Here is a 13,854-nt window from a genome sequence, read left to right as displayed (position 1 = left end):
GCGCGGCATCAGCCGCTGATCTCGTGCGCCTCGCCCGCCCCGCGCGGGAGCCGGATGCGCTCGACCAGCCTCTGCGCCTCCGGCGGCGGCGGCGGCGTGAAGCGGGACACGAGGGACGCCACGGCGAAGTTCACCGTCATGCCCACCGCCCCGATCCCCTCGGGCGAAATCCCGAACCACCAGTTCTCCGCCACGTTCGCCGCCGGGTTCACGAACTTGAAGTAGACGATGTAGGCGGCCGTGAGCGTGATCCCGCACAGCATCCCCGCGATCGCCCCCTCGCGGTTGAGCCGCTTCGAGAAGATCCCGAGGATGATGACGGGGAAGAACGACGACGCCGCGAGCCCGAACGCGAACGCGACCACCTCCGCCACGAAGCCCGGCGGGTTGACCCCCAGGTAGCCCGCCACGAGGACGGCGAACCCGGCGCTGAACCGCGCCGCCAGAAGTTCGCCCCGCTCGCTGATGTCCGGCAGCCAGTTGCGCTTGAGCAGGTCGTGGCTGATCGCCGCCGAGAGCACGAGCAGGAGTCCCGCCGCCGTCGAGAGCGCCGCCGCCAGCCCGCCCGCCGCCACGAGTCCCACCACCCAGTTCGGAAGCCGGGCGATCTCCGGGTTCGCGAGCACCATGATGTCGCGGTCGATCGTGAGTTCGTTCTGCACGGGCGCACCCGCCGCGTCCGTCGCGTCCGCCCCCACGTACTGGATGAGCCCGTCCCCGTTGTGGTCCTCGTACGAGATCAACCCCGTCGTCTCCCACTTCGTAAACCACTCCGGCATCTCCGCGTACGGCTGGTCCGTCACCGTATTGAGGAGGTTCGTCCTCGCGAACACCGCCACCGCCGGTGCCGCCGTGTAGAGGAGCGCGATGAACACGAGCGCCCAGCCCACGCTGATCCGCGCGTCCCGCACCCGAGGCACCGTGTAGAAGCGGATGATGACGTGCGGCAGCCCCGCCGTCCCCACCATGAGCGCGGCCGTGATCGCCAGCACGTCGAGCGTCGATTTCGTCCCGTCCGTGTAGGCGGAGAAGCCCAGTTCCTGGTGCAGGCCGTTCAGCCGGTCGAGCAGGAACGTCCCCGTCTCCTGATCCGCCGCCCCGAGCCCGATCTGCGGAATCGGGATCCCCGTGACGAGCATCGACAGGAAGATCGCGGGCACCATGTAGGCGAAGATCAGCACGCAGTACTGCGCGACCTGCGTGTAGGTGATCCCCTTCATCCCCCCGAGAACCGCGTAGAAGAACACGATCCCCATCCCGATGACCACGCCCCACACGATGTCGATCTCCAGGAAGCGGCTGAACACGATCCCCACCCCGCGCATCTGGCCCGCGACGTAGGTGAAGGAGACGAAGATCGCGCAGATGACGGCCACGACCCGCGCCGTCTGGGAGTAGTAGCGCTCGCCCACGAAGTCGGGGACGGTGAACGCGCCGAACTTCCGCAGATAGGGGGCGAGCAGGAGCGCCAGGAGCACGTACCCGCCCGTCCACCCCATCAGGTAGACCGATCCGTCGTACCCCAGGAAGGAGATGATCCCGGCCATCGAGATGAAGGAGGCGGCCGACATCCAGTCCGCCGCCGTCGCCATTCCGTTGGCCAGGGGATGGACCCCCTTGCCGGCCACGTAGAACTCGCTCGTGGAGTGGGCCCGCGACCAGATCGCGATCCCGATGTAGAGCGCGAACGAAAGCCCGACGAGCGTCGCCGTCCACTGGAGAACCGTCATGCCGCGCCCTCCTCTCCGGCTACGTCGTCACGCTCGTCGACGTCGAACTCCCGGTCGAGCCGGTTCATGAGGAAGACGTAGACGAAGATCAGAACGACGAAGACGTAGATGGACCCCTGCTGCGCGAACCAGAACCCGAGCGGAAAGCCCGTGCCCGGGATCCGGATCGCGTCGAGCGCGTCGGCGAACACGATCCCGGCGCCGTAGGACGCCAGCGCCCAGATCGCGAGGAGCATCCCCACGTAGCGGAGGTTGCGGCGCCAGTACTCCAGATGGTCGCGGCCTGCTGCGCGTCGATTCATGGGTCTCCCAGCGTGTGGGTCCGAACTGCGCCGGATCTGCGACGGACTGCTTCCGACTTCACTTCGGCGTCGCCCAAGGCTGCGGCCCGGGAGGGCGGCGCGCCAGTGTCACACCTCGTGCAACGACCGCGGGTTACCAGAAGAGTCCGAAGACTAGCCATGCGGAAATCGCCAGGAGGATTCCCGTGTAGAGCGCGGGGCTGGCCAGCAGCGGCACGCGCTCCCTGAAGGGGTGGAGACGGATCGGGCCGAGTTCGCCGGAACTCTTCGCCAGCCAGTCGCCAGCGCCGGGGGACGACACCGCGCCGGCCGACCTGCGCCAACGCGGGTGGAGCGCCGCGAGGGCGCAGCCGGCGGCCGTGAACGCGACCGCCCACACGAACGCCTCCCATTGTCCGGTCAGCCAGGACGGCAGCCAGGAGACGTCGATCACCTCGCGGTCCACGAAGCCGACGACCCCGTACAGCCCGCCCGTCGCCAGGCCGGCCATCCCCACCCGCCGGTTCGTGCGCGTCACGGCGCCGACCAGGTAGACGATGAGGAGCGGCGTGACGAACACCGATGTGACCGACCGGAAGGCGGCGAGCATCGTCGGCGCGCGCAGGATCAGCGGCAGGTAGGCGAACCCCAGCACCAGGATCGCGACCGTCGCGATGCGTCCCACGCGGAGGTAGTGGGCGTCGTCGCGGTCCCGCGAGATGAAGCGTGCATAGATATCACGCGTGAAGACGGCCGACATCGACGAGCCCATCGAGTCGAACGTGCTTACCGCGGCGCTCACGACCCCGGCCACGACGAGTCCCTTGGCGCCGATCCCGAGATAGGTCGAGATCAGGTGGGGGTACATTTCGTCGGGCCGGGCGAAATCCGGGAACTGCGCCCGTCCGAACAGTCCCAGCATGTCGGTGAAGAGCAGAATGACGAGGCTCACGCCGGCACCCAGCACGCCGGCCATCTTCATGTCCCACAGCGAGCGGGCGCCCATCATCCGCTGCGTCGAGGTGTGGCTCACCGTCCACCAGCCGGAGGAGATGAGGATCCACGCGATGAAGATGACGACCGGCGACGTGGTCCCGTCCCGTCCCCGGAAGGCGCCCACGTGGGTCAGATCCGCGGCGGCGAGGCCCGGCGCGAGTCCCTCGGCCGTCGTCCCCAGGCTCTCCAGTTGAGCGACCATCGCGTCCCATCCGCCGACCGTCCGCCATACGGCGACGCACACCGCCAGGCCTCCCGCCATCACGAGGACGCTCTGCAGCACGTCCGTCGCGACGACCGCCCGCAGCCCGCCCACGGCGGTGTAGACGCCCGACAGGACGACGAGCGACACGATCAGCGCCCAGGACAGCTCGGGTCTCAGCCCGCCGACCCCGACGAGGGTCAGATGGACGGCCCAGATCATGAGGCCCAGCACGGAGGTGCGGTACTGGATCTGGATCAGTGCGCCGAGGACGCGGGTACCGGGACCGAAGCGGTGCTCGAGGTACTCGGAGTTGGTGTACAGTCCGGCCCGGTAGATGGCGGGGACGATCACGAAGGTGGCGATCGTCACGCCGATGAGTCCGCCGAACGTGTGCGCGGAGAGGAAGTGCAGACCCTCGCTCGCGATCGTCCCCGTGGCCGACACGAACTCGGAGTTGTCCATGTTGGTCGCGAAGAGGGACAAGCCGACCGCCCACCACGGCAGCGCGCGCGAACTCAGGAACCACTCGCCGCTCGTGGAAGTGCCGCGCGCGCGGCGCAGCCCGTAGGCGATGATCGCACCGTTCAGTCCGAGGACGATCAGCCAGTCCAGAGCGCTCAAGGGATGGAGCCGCTCCCGTCATGAGGTTGCCGCAGCCGAGCCGGGCGCCACCGTAGCCGGCGCCCGGCTCGGCCGTCAACGGCCGCGCGGGTCGGTCATGCCGCGGCCGGCCGGGCGGACGCCGCCACGTCCAGCGCGCGGTCGAGGTCCTCGATGATGTCATCGATGTGCTCGATGCCTACGGAGAGCCGGATGGTCTCCGGACGCACGCCGACGCTGATCTGCTCTTCCTCGGTGAGCTGCCGGTGCGTCGTGGAGGCCGGGTGGCACGCCAGCGACTTGGCGTCCCCGATGTTCACGAGCCGCTTGAACAGCTCGAGCGCGTCGTAGAACTTCACGCCCGCTTCGAAGCCGCCCTTCACCCCGAAGGTCAGGATCCCCGAAGCCCGGCCGTCGAGATACTTCAGGGCCAGCTCGTGGTACGGATCGCCCGGCAGTCCGGCGTAGCTCACCCACTCCACCGCCGGGTGGTCCTCCAGGTGCTTCGCCACCGCCAGCGCGTTCTCGGAGTGACGCTCGATACGGAGGTTCAGCGTCTGGATCCCCTGGATGATCTGGAACGCGTTGAAGGGCGAGATCGCCGACCCCGTGTTGCGCAGCGGCACCGTGCGCGCCCGCCCGATGTACGCGGCCGGCCCCAGCGCCTCCGTGTAGACGACGCCGTGGTAGCTGGGTTCCGGCGTCGTGAACTGCGGATAGCGACTCGCGTGCTCCGTCCACGGGAACTTCCCGGAATCGACGATCGCGCCGCCGAGCGAGTTGCCGTGTCCGCCGATGTACTTCGTCAGCGAGTGCACGACGATGTCGAACCCGTGGTCGATCGGCTTGAGGAGCGCCGGTGTGGCGACCGTGTTGTCGACGATGGTGGCGACGCCGTGGGCGTGCGCCACGTCGGCCACCGCCGCGAGGTCCACGATGTTGCCGGCCGGGTTCCCGATGCTCTCGACGAAGACCGCCTTCGTACGGTCATCGATCAGCTTGGCCAGGTCGTCCGGGCCGTCGCCCTCGGCGAAGCGCACTTCGATTCCCAGCTGCGGCAGCATGTGGGCGAAGAGCGTGTAGGTGCCGCCGTACAGCTGGGGCACCGAGACGATGTTGTCGCCCGAGGCGGCGAGATTGAGGATCGAATAGTTGACGGCCGCGCTGCCGGAGGAGAGCGCAAGCGTCGCCAGGCCGCGTTCGAGTTGGGCGAGCCGCTCCTCGAGCACGGCCTGCGTGGGGTTCATGATGCGGGAGTAGATGTTGCCTTCGACCTCGAGGTTGAAGAGGTCCGCGCCGTGCTGCGCGTCGTCGAACTCGTACGCCACGGTCTGGTACAGCGGCACCGCGACGGCGTGCGTCGTGGGCTCGGATTCGTATCCGAGGTGGATCGCTACAGTCTCGTCTCTCATGATCTCCGTCTTCTCTCCGATGGGGCCCGATCTCTCGGGCGGTGAATGTCCGCGCCTCCGCCGATCGTTTCGTCGCTGCGGAACGGCTGTCGAACGCGGACCGGTACTCCGTGTCGATCAGCCGCGCGCGCAGCCCGCGAGACAGAATTCGGCGTTGGCCAGACAGGCTCCGGCCGCGCCCCGTATGCCGTTGTGCGCGACCACGGTCATCGCGAGGTCGTGCGGCGACGCGGCGCGGATCCGGCCCACGCTCGCCGCCATCCCTCCGGCCGCGCCGATGTCCAGGCGCGGCTGGGGACGGTCCGGCTCCGACCGCACGATGAGCGGCCGTTCCGGGAGCGAAGGCAGGCGCGGCAGCGAGGGCGGAGCCCGAAACTCCGCCAGCGCCCGCACCGCGTCTCCCGGACTCGCCGGGGAGGCGAACTTCAGGAACACGTTCGCCGTGTGGCCGTCGAGCACCGGGACCCGGTTGACGCTCACCGCCACGGCGATCTCCGCCCCCAGGATCTTGTTCAGCTCCGGCTCGATCTTCTCCTCTTCGCCGGGAATCCAGGGGATCGCGTTTCCCTCGATCTGAACGGAGCCGACTCCGTTCAGACCCGCGCCGGTCACCGCCTGGAGGGTGACGACCGTGGCGGCCTCGATCTCGAAGGCGTCGTGCAGCGGGGCCAGGGCAAGCGCCAGTCCCGCAACCACGCAGTTCGGGTTGGCGACGAGCCGGCCGCCCCCTTCCGACCAGGGCTGTCCGGCGGTGAGGGCCAGCGCCTGCGGGTTGACCTCCGGCACCAGCAGCGGCACGTCCGCCCTCAGCCGGTGAGCCGAGGCGTTCGTGCTCACGACGTGTCCGGCTTTCGCGAGCGCCGGCTCGAGTTCGCGTGCCACCCCCGACGGAAGCGCGGAGAGCACGATCCGGCACTCCGGTGGTTCCGTGACGACGCGGAGCGGCAGTCCGGCCGCCTCTGCCGGCGGGTCTCCGCCGAGGCTCCAGCGGACGGCGTCGCCGTACCTCTCGCCCGCGCGCCTCTCCGATGCCGCGACGGAGGCGAGCCGGAGGGAGGGGTGTCCGTCCAGCATCCGGATCAGCCGCTGCCCGACGATCCCGGTCGCGCCCAGGACGGCGACCGGCAGGCGCTCGTCCGACCGACGGGTCATGCGCATCGGGCGCTCGCCTTCCGGCCGATGTTGCGGTCATGCGTCGGATCGTGCCGGCCGACCCACGTGCCCGTGCCGCCGGGCGCCGCGACGCGGAACGGGATTCGGTGGTCCTCGGCGAAACGCAGCGCCCGGTCCTGGACGACGCCGCCGGCCGTCCGCCGGGCCTCGCTCCACGTCGCCGTGCGCAGCGGCGCGATGTCGGGGAACCGTTTCGGATCGGCCGGGAAGATGCCGTCCACATCCTTCACGAGGCGAACCTCCGCGGCGCCGAGCGCGTGGCCCATGAAGAGCGCCGTGAGATCGGAGCCTCCCCTCCCCAGCAGCGACGTGACACCCGTCGCGTCGACTCCCACGAACCCGGGAAGGACGACCGCATCGCGGGTCGCGAAGGCCGTCTCGATCCGGCGGGCGTCCACCGCCACCGGATCGGCGGATGCCAGCGGACCGCGGGTGCGGACGGGCAGGTGCCAGAACGACATGCCCACGGCGCACACGCCCGCCGTCGCCAGTGCGAGGCGGAGCAGGGCGACGGACGCTTCTTCGCCCGTCGCCAGGAGAGACCCCATGAGATCGTCCGGGAGCGACGGAGCGACTTCGCGCGCCGCGGCGAGCAGGTCGTCGGTCGTGTCACCCATGGCCGACACCACCGCGACGACGTTCGCGCCCCCGGCGACTTCGGCCCGGATCTCCTCGGCCACCGACCGGTACGCGGCCGGACGCGCCAGCACGGATGAGCCGAATTTGAGTACGTGAACGCGGCGAACTTCGCGCAATGAAACGCCTCCCCGAGTCTCGATTCACACTCAGCGGACTCCGGAGAAGCGACGCCCTGGGAACGACAGCTGCCGCCTGAACGAAGCGCGGCGGGCGACTCATCTACCAACGGATCACATCCGTCGCAGGAGTTGGCACATCAGTGGAAGAGCCACCTTCCACAGGTTGCCCCGGTGTCTTCGGGCCTGTCCCTCGACCGGTCTCGATGAGCGTTATGGGCGCGGAGGCTACAGGGTCGTGGACGGCGCGTCAAGTTGACCTCCGTTGCCCAAGCTGCCAGGTTCGGCCGCTACTCATCGAGACCGGCTGAGGGACGGGCCCTTTGAAGCCGGGGCAACCGGGGTACTCGCGCTCACGCGCGGCCCAGCGGTGCCAACTCCTGCGGACCCTCGAACGGGGATCCGAGAGATGAGCCCCGGACCCGCACGGGTCGGTCGGCTGCTCCGAGTTGGTGTCGCGATCAATATGGAGAACCGATTGAACGCCGTACTGCCGGAGGGTCGGAGGGGTGCCGTCGCGATGCCGGCGGAGTGGAGGCCAGAATTCGCGGCCGGGGTCGATGCCCGCTTCCGGGTGCGCTACGAACTCGCCGGGCCCGAGGGCGCCCCGCTACTCGTCGCCATGGGGGGCATCTCCGCGGACCGCCACGTCTGCGCCAACGTCCTGGATCCCGCGCCGGGCTGGTGGCGGAAGCTGGCGGGCCCGGGTCTGGCCATCGATACCCACCGCTGGCGGCTGCTCGCGATCGACTTCCTCGGATCTCCCGGAACGTTCGAGTCGACGGGGACCGCCGACCCTTCGAAAGGTTCTTCGCCGGACCGGATTCATCTCACGCCCGGAGACCAGGCGGAGGCCGTGGCGGTTGCGCTGCACCACCTCGGCGTGGAACGGGCCCACCGCATGCTGGGCGCCTCGTACGGCGGGATGGTCGCGCTGGCGATGGGGATACGCCATCCCGCGCGCCTCGGCGGCGTCGTTCTGATCGGCGCCGCGCACCGCGGCCATCCGCAGGCCATCGGAATACACGCGGTGCAACGGTGGATCGTCGAGTTCGCGCTCCGGCACGGCCGGGGGAGCGAAGGCGTGGCGCTCGCCAGGGCGCTGGCGTTCACGACCTACAAGTCGGCGGCCGGGCTCGACGCCCGCTTCCCGCACGACTGGGAGTGGGAGGATGGCGCCCCGGTCTACGCCGTCGGCCGCTACCTGGAGGAACGGGGACGGGAGTTTGCGGATCGGTTCGAGGCGGAGACCTTTCTGACGCTGTCGGCTTCGGTCGACCTGTGCAATCTGCGTCCGGAAGAACTCGGGGTCCCCGCCTGGCTCATCGGGTGGGAGGAGGACACGCTGGTCCCGCCCTGGCTGCTCCGGGAGACCGAAAGCCGGATCGGCGCGCCGGCGGACCTGCGGATTCTGAACTCGGACGCGGGTCACGACGCGTTTCTGCTCCACGCGCCCGACTACGAGACGGCTCTGAGGGAGAGTCTCTTCGCGACGGCGCCACGGAACCTGGTGGGTTGGGCCGGATGACTCGCGGCTTCAGCCGGGTGAGCGGGCGCGGATCGGCAGTCGGACGTGGGAGGGACAGGCCGCCGAGTGCAGGACCGTGTTCCGCGCCGTCCGCATGCGGGTCCCGGTCCCCACGTCCTCGCCGGTGTTGAGGTTGCGGCTGAAGCGGGGGAAGCAACTGCTCGTGATCTGAAGCCGGATGCGGTGGCCGGCCAGGAACACATGGCTCATCGGGTAGAGCCGGATCCGGAACTCCGCCGCCTCGCCGGGCTCGAGAAGTTCGGTGCGGCTCAGCCCGCCGCGATACCGCGCGCGGAGGATCCCCTCCGTGAGGACGAAGGATCCTCCCGCCGGATCGACATCCGTCACCCGCGCCACGAAGTCCGTGTCCCGCCCCGACGATTCGGCGTAGAGCACGACTTCGACCGGTCCCGTGACCTCGAGATCGCCTTCCAGGACCCGCGACGTATAGACGAGCACGTCCGGACGCCGCTCGAGCGGCGCCTGCTCGACGGGGCCGCCCCGCATCGGCGTCTCGGCATGGGTCGTGATCAGCCGGGAGGAGAGATTGCCTCCGAGCGAGGGCGCCGGATCGCGCGGATCGTACTCGAAGCGGTCCGAGGGCTCGTCTCCGGGCGGCTCCGGATCGAGCCAGGCCTCGTCGTCCCGGTTCGCGCGCCCGTGGCTGTGCAGATACCAGGGCACTTCCTCCGTCCCCGGCGGCGGCCACTCCGCGCCGTCCCGCCAGCGGTTGGCGCCCGTCGTGAACCAGCGTAGCGGCGGATCCTCGCCGATCCCGTCGTCCACGCCGCGAAGCCGCCAGTCGAACCAGCGCCGCTCCTCCTCCCGCACATCCACCCAGGCCCCGGGTCCGAAGTCGAGGTCCCCGACCGTCCTCGTCTCCGGGATTTCGTGCGACCAGGGGCCGATGAGCGTCCGGTTCTGCGCGCGGGCCCGGGGAGTCGCGGCTCCCGCCGTCATCCCCTCGTGGATGCGGAGGGCCGACCCGGGATACGCGTCGTACCAGCCGCCCTGCTGAAAGGCCGGCGCCGTGACGCCTCCGTACTGGTCCGTGACTCTGAGGCGCCGCCAGTACTCGTCGCGCGTCGGGTGCTCCAGCCACTCCCGCCAGTACGGGATCTTCCGCCCGATCGCGCGCTCGTCCATCTCGATGATCGGCAGATGGGCCCAGAACTTCGGGTTCTGGAACAGACGCGCGCCCTGCGGGCCGGTCACGGTCGCCAGGTTCGTCTCCCAGATCACGGCCGCGGCGAGCGAGAGGAGCAACTGGAAGGCGCCCCCGAGGTAGTGACAGTCCCCGAAGTGGTCGTCGCAGATCACGTGCGGCGCCATGCAGGTGAGGTGCGGGCTCCCGAGCGGCGCGCTGAGCCACTGCGTGAGGCCCCCGTAGCTGCGCCCCCACATCCCGATCTTCCCGTCGCACCACGCCTGCCCGGCCACCCATGCGAGGGTGTCGTAGCCGTCCTCGATCTCGGGAACGTACGCGTGGAAAACGCCCTCCGACCTGAAACGGCCGCGGCAATCCTGAACCACGAACGCGTACCCACGCTCCGCCCACCAGACGCCGTTCTCGACGAACACGTCCCGCCCGCTCTCGTAGGGCGTCCGCGTCAGGATGGTGGGGAAGGGCCCCCCGGAAGCCGGCAGATAGACGTCGACCGACAGCCGCACCCCATCGCGCATCCGGCCCCGGAGCCCATGAAGCAGCCGCACCTCCCGCAGGCCGTCGGGCAAGTGCCCCCCTTTAGTCGAACCGCGGCGGTTCGCGCATCGGCTCGCGGGGAGGAATCTCAAGCTCCACGCCACCCAGCCGCGCGAACAGTTCGTGGATCGCCGTCCCCAGCCCCTTCGCGTTGGACCGGTCGTCCTCCACCGCGCCGATCCGAAGTCGGCGTCTCACGTCGTCATCCGGATTCCGAATCGTGATTGCTCGCCACCTCTCTACCATCTCGATGACGCGACGCGGGAGGGGCGTCGAGCAGGAGGTAGGCCTGGGAGCGCTACCCGAGATCCCGTTCTACGGTGCCTCCAGACCTTCTATCGCCAGCAGCTTGTCGCGAAGTTCGATGGCCAGAACCCGCTGCACCTGCTCAACGGAGATCGCATTCTCGTAGGCGCTCTTCCTGATGGCGCGGTTTTCCTGCTCCGAGTACTCCATCTGGGTCACGTACTCGAAGCAGAAGTCCTGAATCTCGAACGCTTCGTGATTCTCGAGTTTATTGGATACGGTCGGGACGATCCTGTCTGCCCACGCGCGCGCGTCGATCTCCTTGGACACGACCTTGCCGAGATCATTCAGCCGAAGCGGGCTGTGGCCCTCGACGACGGCAGGCGGCAGGCGGCCGAGGATCTTCTTGATGTCGTCGCGAACCTCGTCCATGAACTTCTTGAAGGTCGATCGATCTGCATCGACGGCCCCGCGCCACTTCGCGTGGTACAGCATGTACCACCCAGCGCCGAGGAGGCCCATGACCACGGCGCCGAGAATGACAAAGGCGGCGGGACGCAGCCACGAAAAATCCATATCAGGAGTCCTTCCGTTGGCATGAGAAAAGGAAGGACCGTCTCCGGCCTCTCTCTACTTTGGACGATGTTCTACGCCACTCGGGCTGTAAAGGGTTCAGCGGACCAGCTGCCGCCACGTGAGCCGGCGGCCGGCCATCCCGACCACCACCTCCCGCATCCGTTCTAGAACGGGCAGACCGCGCGCGTTGTGACGCCAGCAGAACTCGTCCCCGCACCTCTGGCCTCATGGGTGTTCACGCTACCGCAGCGTGGGCAGCAGCGCGCTCCTCCGGGCCAGATGATCGCCTCGAACCAGTCTCTGGCGGCATCCTCGGTGGGGAACTTCTCGGCGAGATCGAAGAGGGAGATCATGACATACGGCCGGCGGACCGGTCCGTCTCGTCTACGAGGTGGACTGCGGGATGGCGGCGACGACCTCGTGCGGTTCGGCGCGGACGGTGTAGTCGGGGTCGGCGGAGGCGTAGACGATGGTTCCGTCGCGGTCGATGACGAAGGTGGAGGTGAGCGGGAGTTCCCAGGATTCGTCGCCGTTGAAGCGGGCGAGATCGATGCCGAGGCCGTCGCGGTAGAGCGCGCGCAGTTCGCCCTCGACCCGGAACGTCAGGCCGTAGTCACGCGCCACGCCCAGCCCGAGGTCCAGCAGGACGTCGAACTCGACGCCGTCCTCCTCGATCCAGCCGCGGGCGAACTCGGCGAGCTGCGGGGAGAGCGTGACGAGGCGTGCGCCTTTCGCCTCGATCTCCGGGAGAACCGACTGAAGAGCAACCTGCTCCTCGCGGCAGTACGGTCACCAGCGGCCGCGGAAGAAGCTGAGCACCACGGGGCCGCGCTTCAGGAGCGTCTTCAGCCGGACCGTGGGTCCGGCCACGCTCGGGCGCGCGAACAGCGGCGCTCGGTCCCCCACGCGCGGAAGACGATCGAGGATTCCGGAAGCGCGCAACGCCTCCGTTCCCGCGGCCATGATCGCCGTGGCGGCGGCCGGACGCGCGGCTTCCTTGTCCGCGCGGATCTCGGCGAGTCGCCGGCAGAGCGGCCCGGTCGCCATCACGGCGTGCCGGCGCGTAGGCGCCGTTCCCAGAAGTCGAGTTGGGCCGTGCGAAGTGCGCTTCCCGCCTCGACCTTCGGCCCGAGCACGAGATGGGCCTCGGCGTCGCGCGTGTAGGCCGGCCACGGGGGCAGTCCGGGGCCGTTCGGGTCGCCGTTCGCGGCGAAGTTGACCCAGTAGGAGGACATCGTGTCCGCCAGTTGACGGTCCACCGCCTCCCGCTCGCCGGGACCGACGTTGCCGAACGCGTACACGATCTCGGCCGCGTGGTACGACTTGAGATACTCCTTCGCGGGTCCCGGCGGCTCGTGCGTGAAGTAGTAGAGCCAGGCCTCCGCGCCGGCGGCTTCCGACGCCCGCGCCCACGTCCGCATCTGGATGCCGAACAGGGCGTCGCCGCGGCTTCGCATGAAGGCGTCGAAGATCTCGCCCTCCTCCTCGACGGGGTAGGCGGCGTCGAAGCTCTCCGCGTCGTCGCCGACGCGGCCGGCCACCCACTCGCGCCACGCGTCGATCGTCTCCGGCACCGATCTCGGGGACGAGAGAGAGGTCATCTCATCCGCGTTGAACCCGACGAGCACCGGGACGCTGTTGTGCGTTCCCCCGGCGAACGCCGTCGTCACGTCCGTCGGCAGCACCCAGCCGTCCACGTTCTCCGCCGTCCTGAAGCCGCGTCCGGCCGGCGTCGCGAGCCCGGCGAGCACGCTGGCGGCGGAGAGCTTCCGCATGTCCTCCAGGGTCTCCGCCCCGAGCGCCGCGAGGAACGCCGCTCCGATCTCCTCGGCCGAGCGTCCGCCCTCCGGCGCCTCCGAGAGACGCATCATGGGGCCGAACCGCCCCCCGCTCTGTCCGATGGCGCGGTGGAAGAGGCCCGCCGCCAGCGGCGTCGCCATCAGCGTGTTCACGCTCCAGGAGCCGGCCGACTCGCCGAAGATCGTCACGCGGTCCGGGTCCCCGCCGAACGCCGCGATGTTGTCGCGCACCCACTCGAGCGCGGCGACTTGGTCGAGCACGCCGTAGTTGCCGGACGACCCGTGTTCGGACTCGGCCGAGAGGAGCGGATGCGCGAGGTAGCCGAACGGTCCGAGCCGGTAGTTGATCGTGACGACGACGGCGCCCTTCGCCGCCAGCACGGTTCCGTCGTAGATGCCGGTGGAGCCGGATCCCCGCGTGAGTGCGCCGCCGTGGATCCAGACCATGACCGGCCGCCGCTCGGAGCCGTCGGCGGCCCCCGTCCAGACGTTCAGGTACAGGCAGTCCTCGGCGGTCGGGGCGGGTGGACCTCCGAAGAAAGACCCCGCGCCGTAGGGGGTCTGCATGCACTCCGGGCCGAAGCTGTGCGCGCGCAGCGTTCGCTGCCCCCACGCCTCGACCGGCTGGGGCGGCCTCCAGCGCCTGTCCCCGATCGGCGGCGCCGCGAACGGAATCCCCCTGTAGGAGCGGATACCGTCTTCCAGCATGCCATCGACGTTCCCCGAGGCGATCTCCACGCGGGTGTCCTGCGCGTGCAGCGGCGCGGCGAAACCGCCGGCGGCCAAAGCGACGAAGGCGGCGAACGTGCGAACCGGATGAGTGCGGAAGTCACGACGCATAGGGCGCTCCG

14 protein-coding genes and 2 riboswitches are annotated in these 13,854 nt (G+C 69.5%); of the genes, 1 reads left to right on the top strand and 13 read right to left on the bottom strand.

Annotated features, from left to right (window positions below; genetic code table 11):
- Window positions 1-8 precede the first annotated feature (8 nt).
- The 6 genes from ACQY5G_RS03615 to ACQY5G_RS03590 all read right to left on the bottom strand — a co-directional run bounded on the left by ACQY5G_RS03615 (window position 9) and on the right by ACQY5G_RS03590 (window position 7,152).
- On the bottom strand, window positions 9-1,730 hold the full coding sequence (locus ACQY5G_RS03615) for a sodium:solute symporter family protein (RefSeq protein ID WP_428277087.1): 1,722 nt from the start codon (window positions 1,728-1,730) through the stop codon (window positions 9-11).
- A complete protein-coding gene (locus tag ACQY5G_RS03610; protein ID WP_428277085.1) occupies window positions 1,727-2,032 on the bottom strand; it encodes a DUF4212 domain-containing protein in 306 nt (101 codons plus the stop codon). The genes ACQY5G_RS03615 and ACQY5G_RS03610 overlap by 4 nt, the downstream gene beginning before the upstream one ends.
- Window positions 2,033-2,165: 133 nt before the next feature.
- Window positions 2,166-3,833 carry a sodium:solute symporter family transporter gene (locus ACQY5G_RS03605; RefSeq protein WP_428277084.1) on the bottom strand — a complete coding sequence of 556 codons (1,668 nt, stop codon included), beginning with the start codon at window positions 3,831-3,833 and terminating at the stop codon, window positions 2,166-2,168.
- A 95-nt stretch (window positions 3,834-3,928) separates the two neighbouring features.
- A complete protein-coding gene (locus tag ACQY5G_RS03600) occupies window positions 3,929-5,224 on the bottom strand; it encodes an O-acetylhomoserine aminocarboxypropyltransferase/cysteine synthase family protein (RefSeq protein ID WP_428277082.1) in 1,296 nt (431 codons plus the stop codon).
- Between the two features lie 117 nt (window positions 5,225-5,341).
- A complete protein-coding gene (gene asd / locus ACQY5G_RS03595; protein ID WP_428277081.1) occupies window positions 5,342-6,376 on the bottom strand; it encodes an aspartate-semialdehyde dehydrogenase in 1,035 nt (344 codons plus the stop codon).
- The gene (locus ACQY5G_RS03590) at window positions 6,373-7,152 is read right to left on the bottom strand and encodes a hypothetical protein (protein WP_428277079.1); all 780 of its coding nucleotides are present in this window, start codon (window positions 7,150-7,152) and stop codon (window positions 6,373-6,375) included. The genes asd and ACQY5G_RS03590 overlap by 4 nt, the downstream gene beginning before the upstream one ends.
- Before the next feature lie 96 nt (window positions 7,153-7,248).
- Window positions 7,249-7,365: riboswitch (SAM riboswitch) on the bottom strand.
- Between the two features lie 78 nt (window positions 7,366-7,443).
- Window positions 7,444-7,568: riboswitch (SAM riboswitch) on the top strand.
- Between the two features lie 62 nt (window positions 7,569-7,630).
- Between ACQY5G_RS03590 and ACQY5G_RS03585 the strand changes: the two genes are divergently transcribed.
- Window positions 7,631-8,680 carry an alpha/beta fold hydrolase gene (locus ACQY5G_RS03585; protein ID WP_428277078.1) on the top strand — a complete coding sequence of 350 codons (1,050 nt, stop codon included), beginning with the start codon at window positions 7,631-7,633 and terminating at the stop codon, window positions 8,678-8,680.
- Window positions 8,681-8,689: 9 nt separating this feature from the next.
- Here ACQY5G_RS03585 and ACQY5G_RS03580 read toward each other — a convergent pair whose 3' ends face one another.
- The 7 genes from ACQY5G_RS03580 to ACQY5G_RS03550 all read right to left on the bottom strand — a co-directional run bounded on the left by ACQY5G_RS03580 (window position 8,690) and on the right by ACQY5G_RS03550 (window position 13,843).
- Window positions 8,690-10,414 (bottom strand): CocE/NonD family hydrolase, encoded by a 1,725-nt coding sequence (locus ACQY5G_RS03580; RefSeq protein ID WP_428277076.1) that lies wholly within the window; start codon window positions 10,412-10,414, stop codon window positions 8,690-8,692.
- 10 nt (window positions 10,415-10,424) lie between these two features.
- Window positions 10,425-10,580, bottom strand: a complete 156-nt coding sequence (locus ACQY5G_RS03575; protein WP_428277074.1) for a hypothetical protein — start codon at window positions 10,578-10,580, stop codon at window positions 10,425-10,427.
- Window positions 10,581-10,697: 117 nt separating this feature from the next.
- Window positions 10,698-11,204: a hypothetical protein gene (locus ACQY5G_RS03570; protein WP_428277072.1), complete on the bottom strand. Its 507-nt coding sequence runs from the start codon at window positions 11,202-11,204 to the stop codon at window positions 10,698-10,700.
- A 164-nt stretch (window positions 11,205-11,368) separates the two neighbouring features.
- Window positions 11,369-11,557: a transposase gene (locus ACQY5G_RS03565; protein WP_428277070.1), complete on the bottom strand. Its 189-nt coding sequence runs from the start codon at window positions 11,555-11,557 to the stop codon at window positions 11,369-11,371.
- Window positions 11,558-11,588: 31 nt separating this feature from the next.
- A complete protein-coding gene (locus tag ACQY5G_RS03560; protein WP_428278637.1) occupies window positions 11,589-11,945 on the bottom strand; it encodes a redoxin domain-containing protein in 357 nt (118 codons plus the stop codon).
- A 48-nt stretch (window positions 11,946-11,993) separates the two neighbouring features.
- The gene (locus ACQY5G_RS03555; protein WP_428277068.1) at window positions 11,994-12,251 is read right to left on the bottom strand and encodes a hypothetical protein; all 258 of its coding nucleotides are present in this window, start codon (window positions 12,249-12,251) and stop codon (window positions 11,994-11,996) included.
- Window positions 12,251-13,843 carry a carboxylesterase/lipase family protein gene (locus tag ACQY5G_RS03550; RefSeq protein WP_428277066.1) on the bottom strand — a complete coding sequence of 531 codons (1,593 nt, stop codon included), beginning with the start codon at window positions 13,841-13,843 and terminating at the stop codon, window positions 12,251-12,253. The genes ACQY5G_RS03555 and ACQY5G_RS03550 overlap by 1 nt, the downstream gene beginning before the upstream one ends.
- Window positions 13,844-13,854: the final 11 nt, after the last annotated feature.

It is taken from the genome of Candidatus Palauibacter sp. (assembly GCF_965261555.1).
In the GTDB taxonomy this organism is placed as follows: Bacteria; Gemmatimonadota; Gemmatimonadetes; order Palauibacterales; family Palauibacteraceae; genus Palauibacter.
Note: the sequence above shows the minus strand (reverse complement) of the source record. Positions and strands in the feature narration are given on the sequence as shown.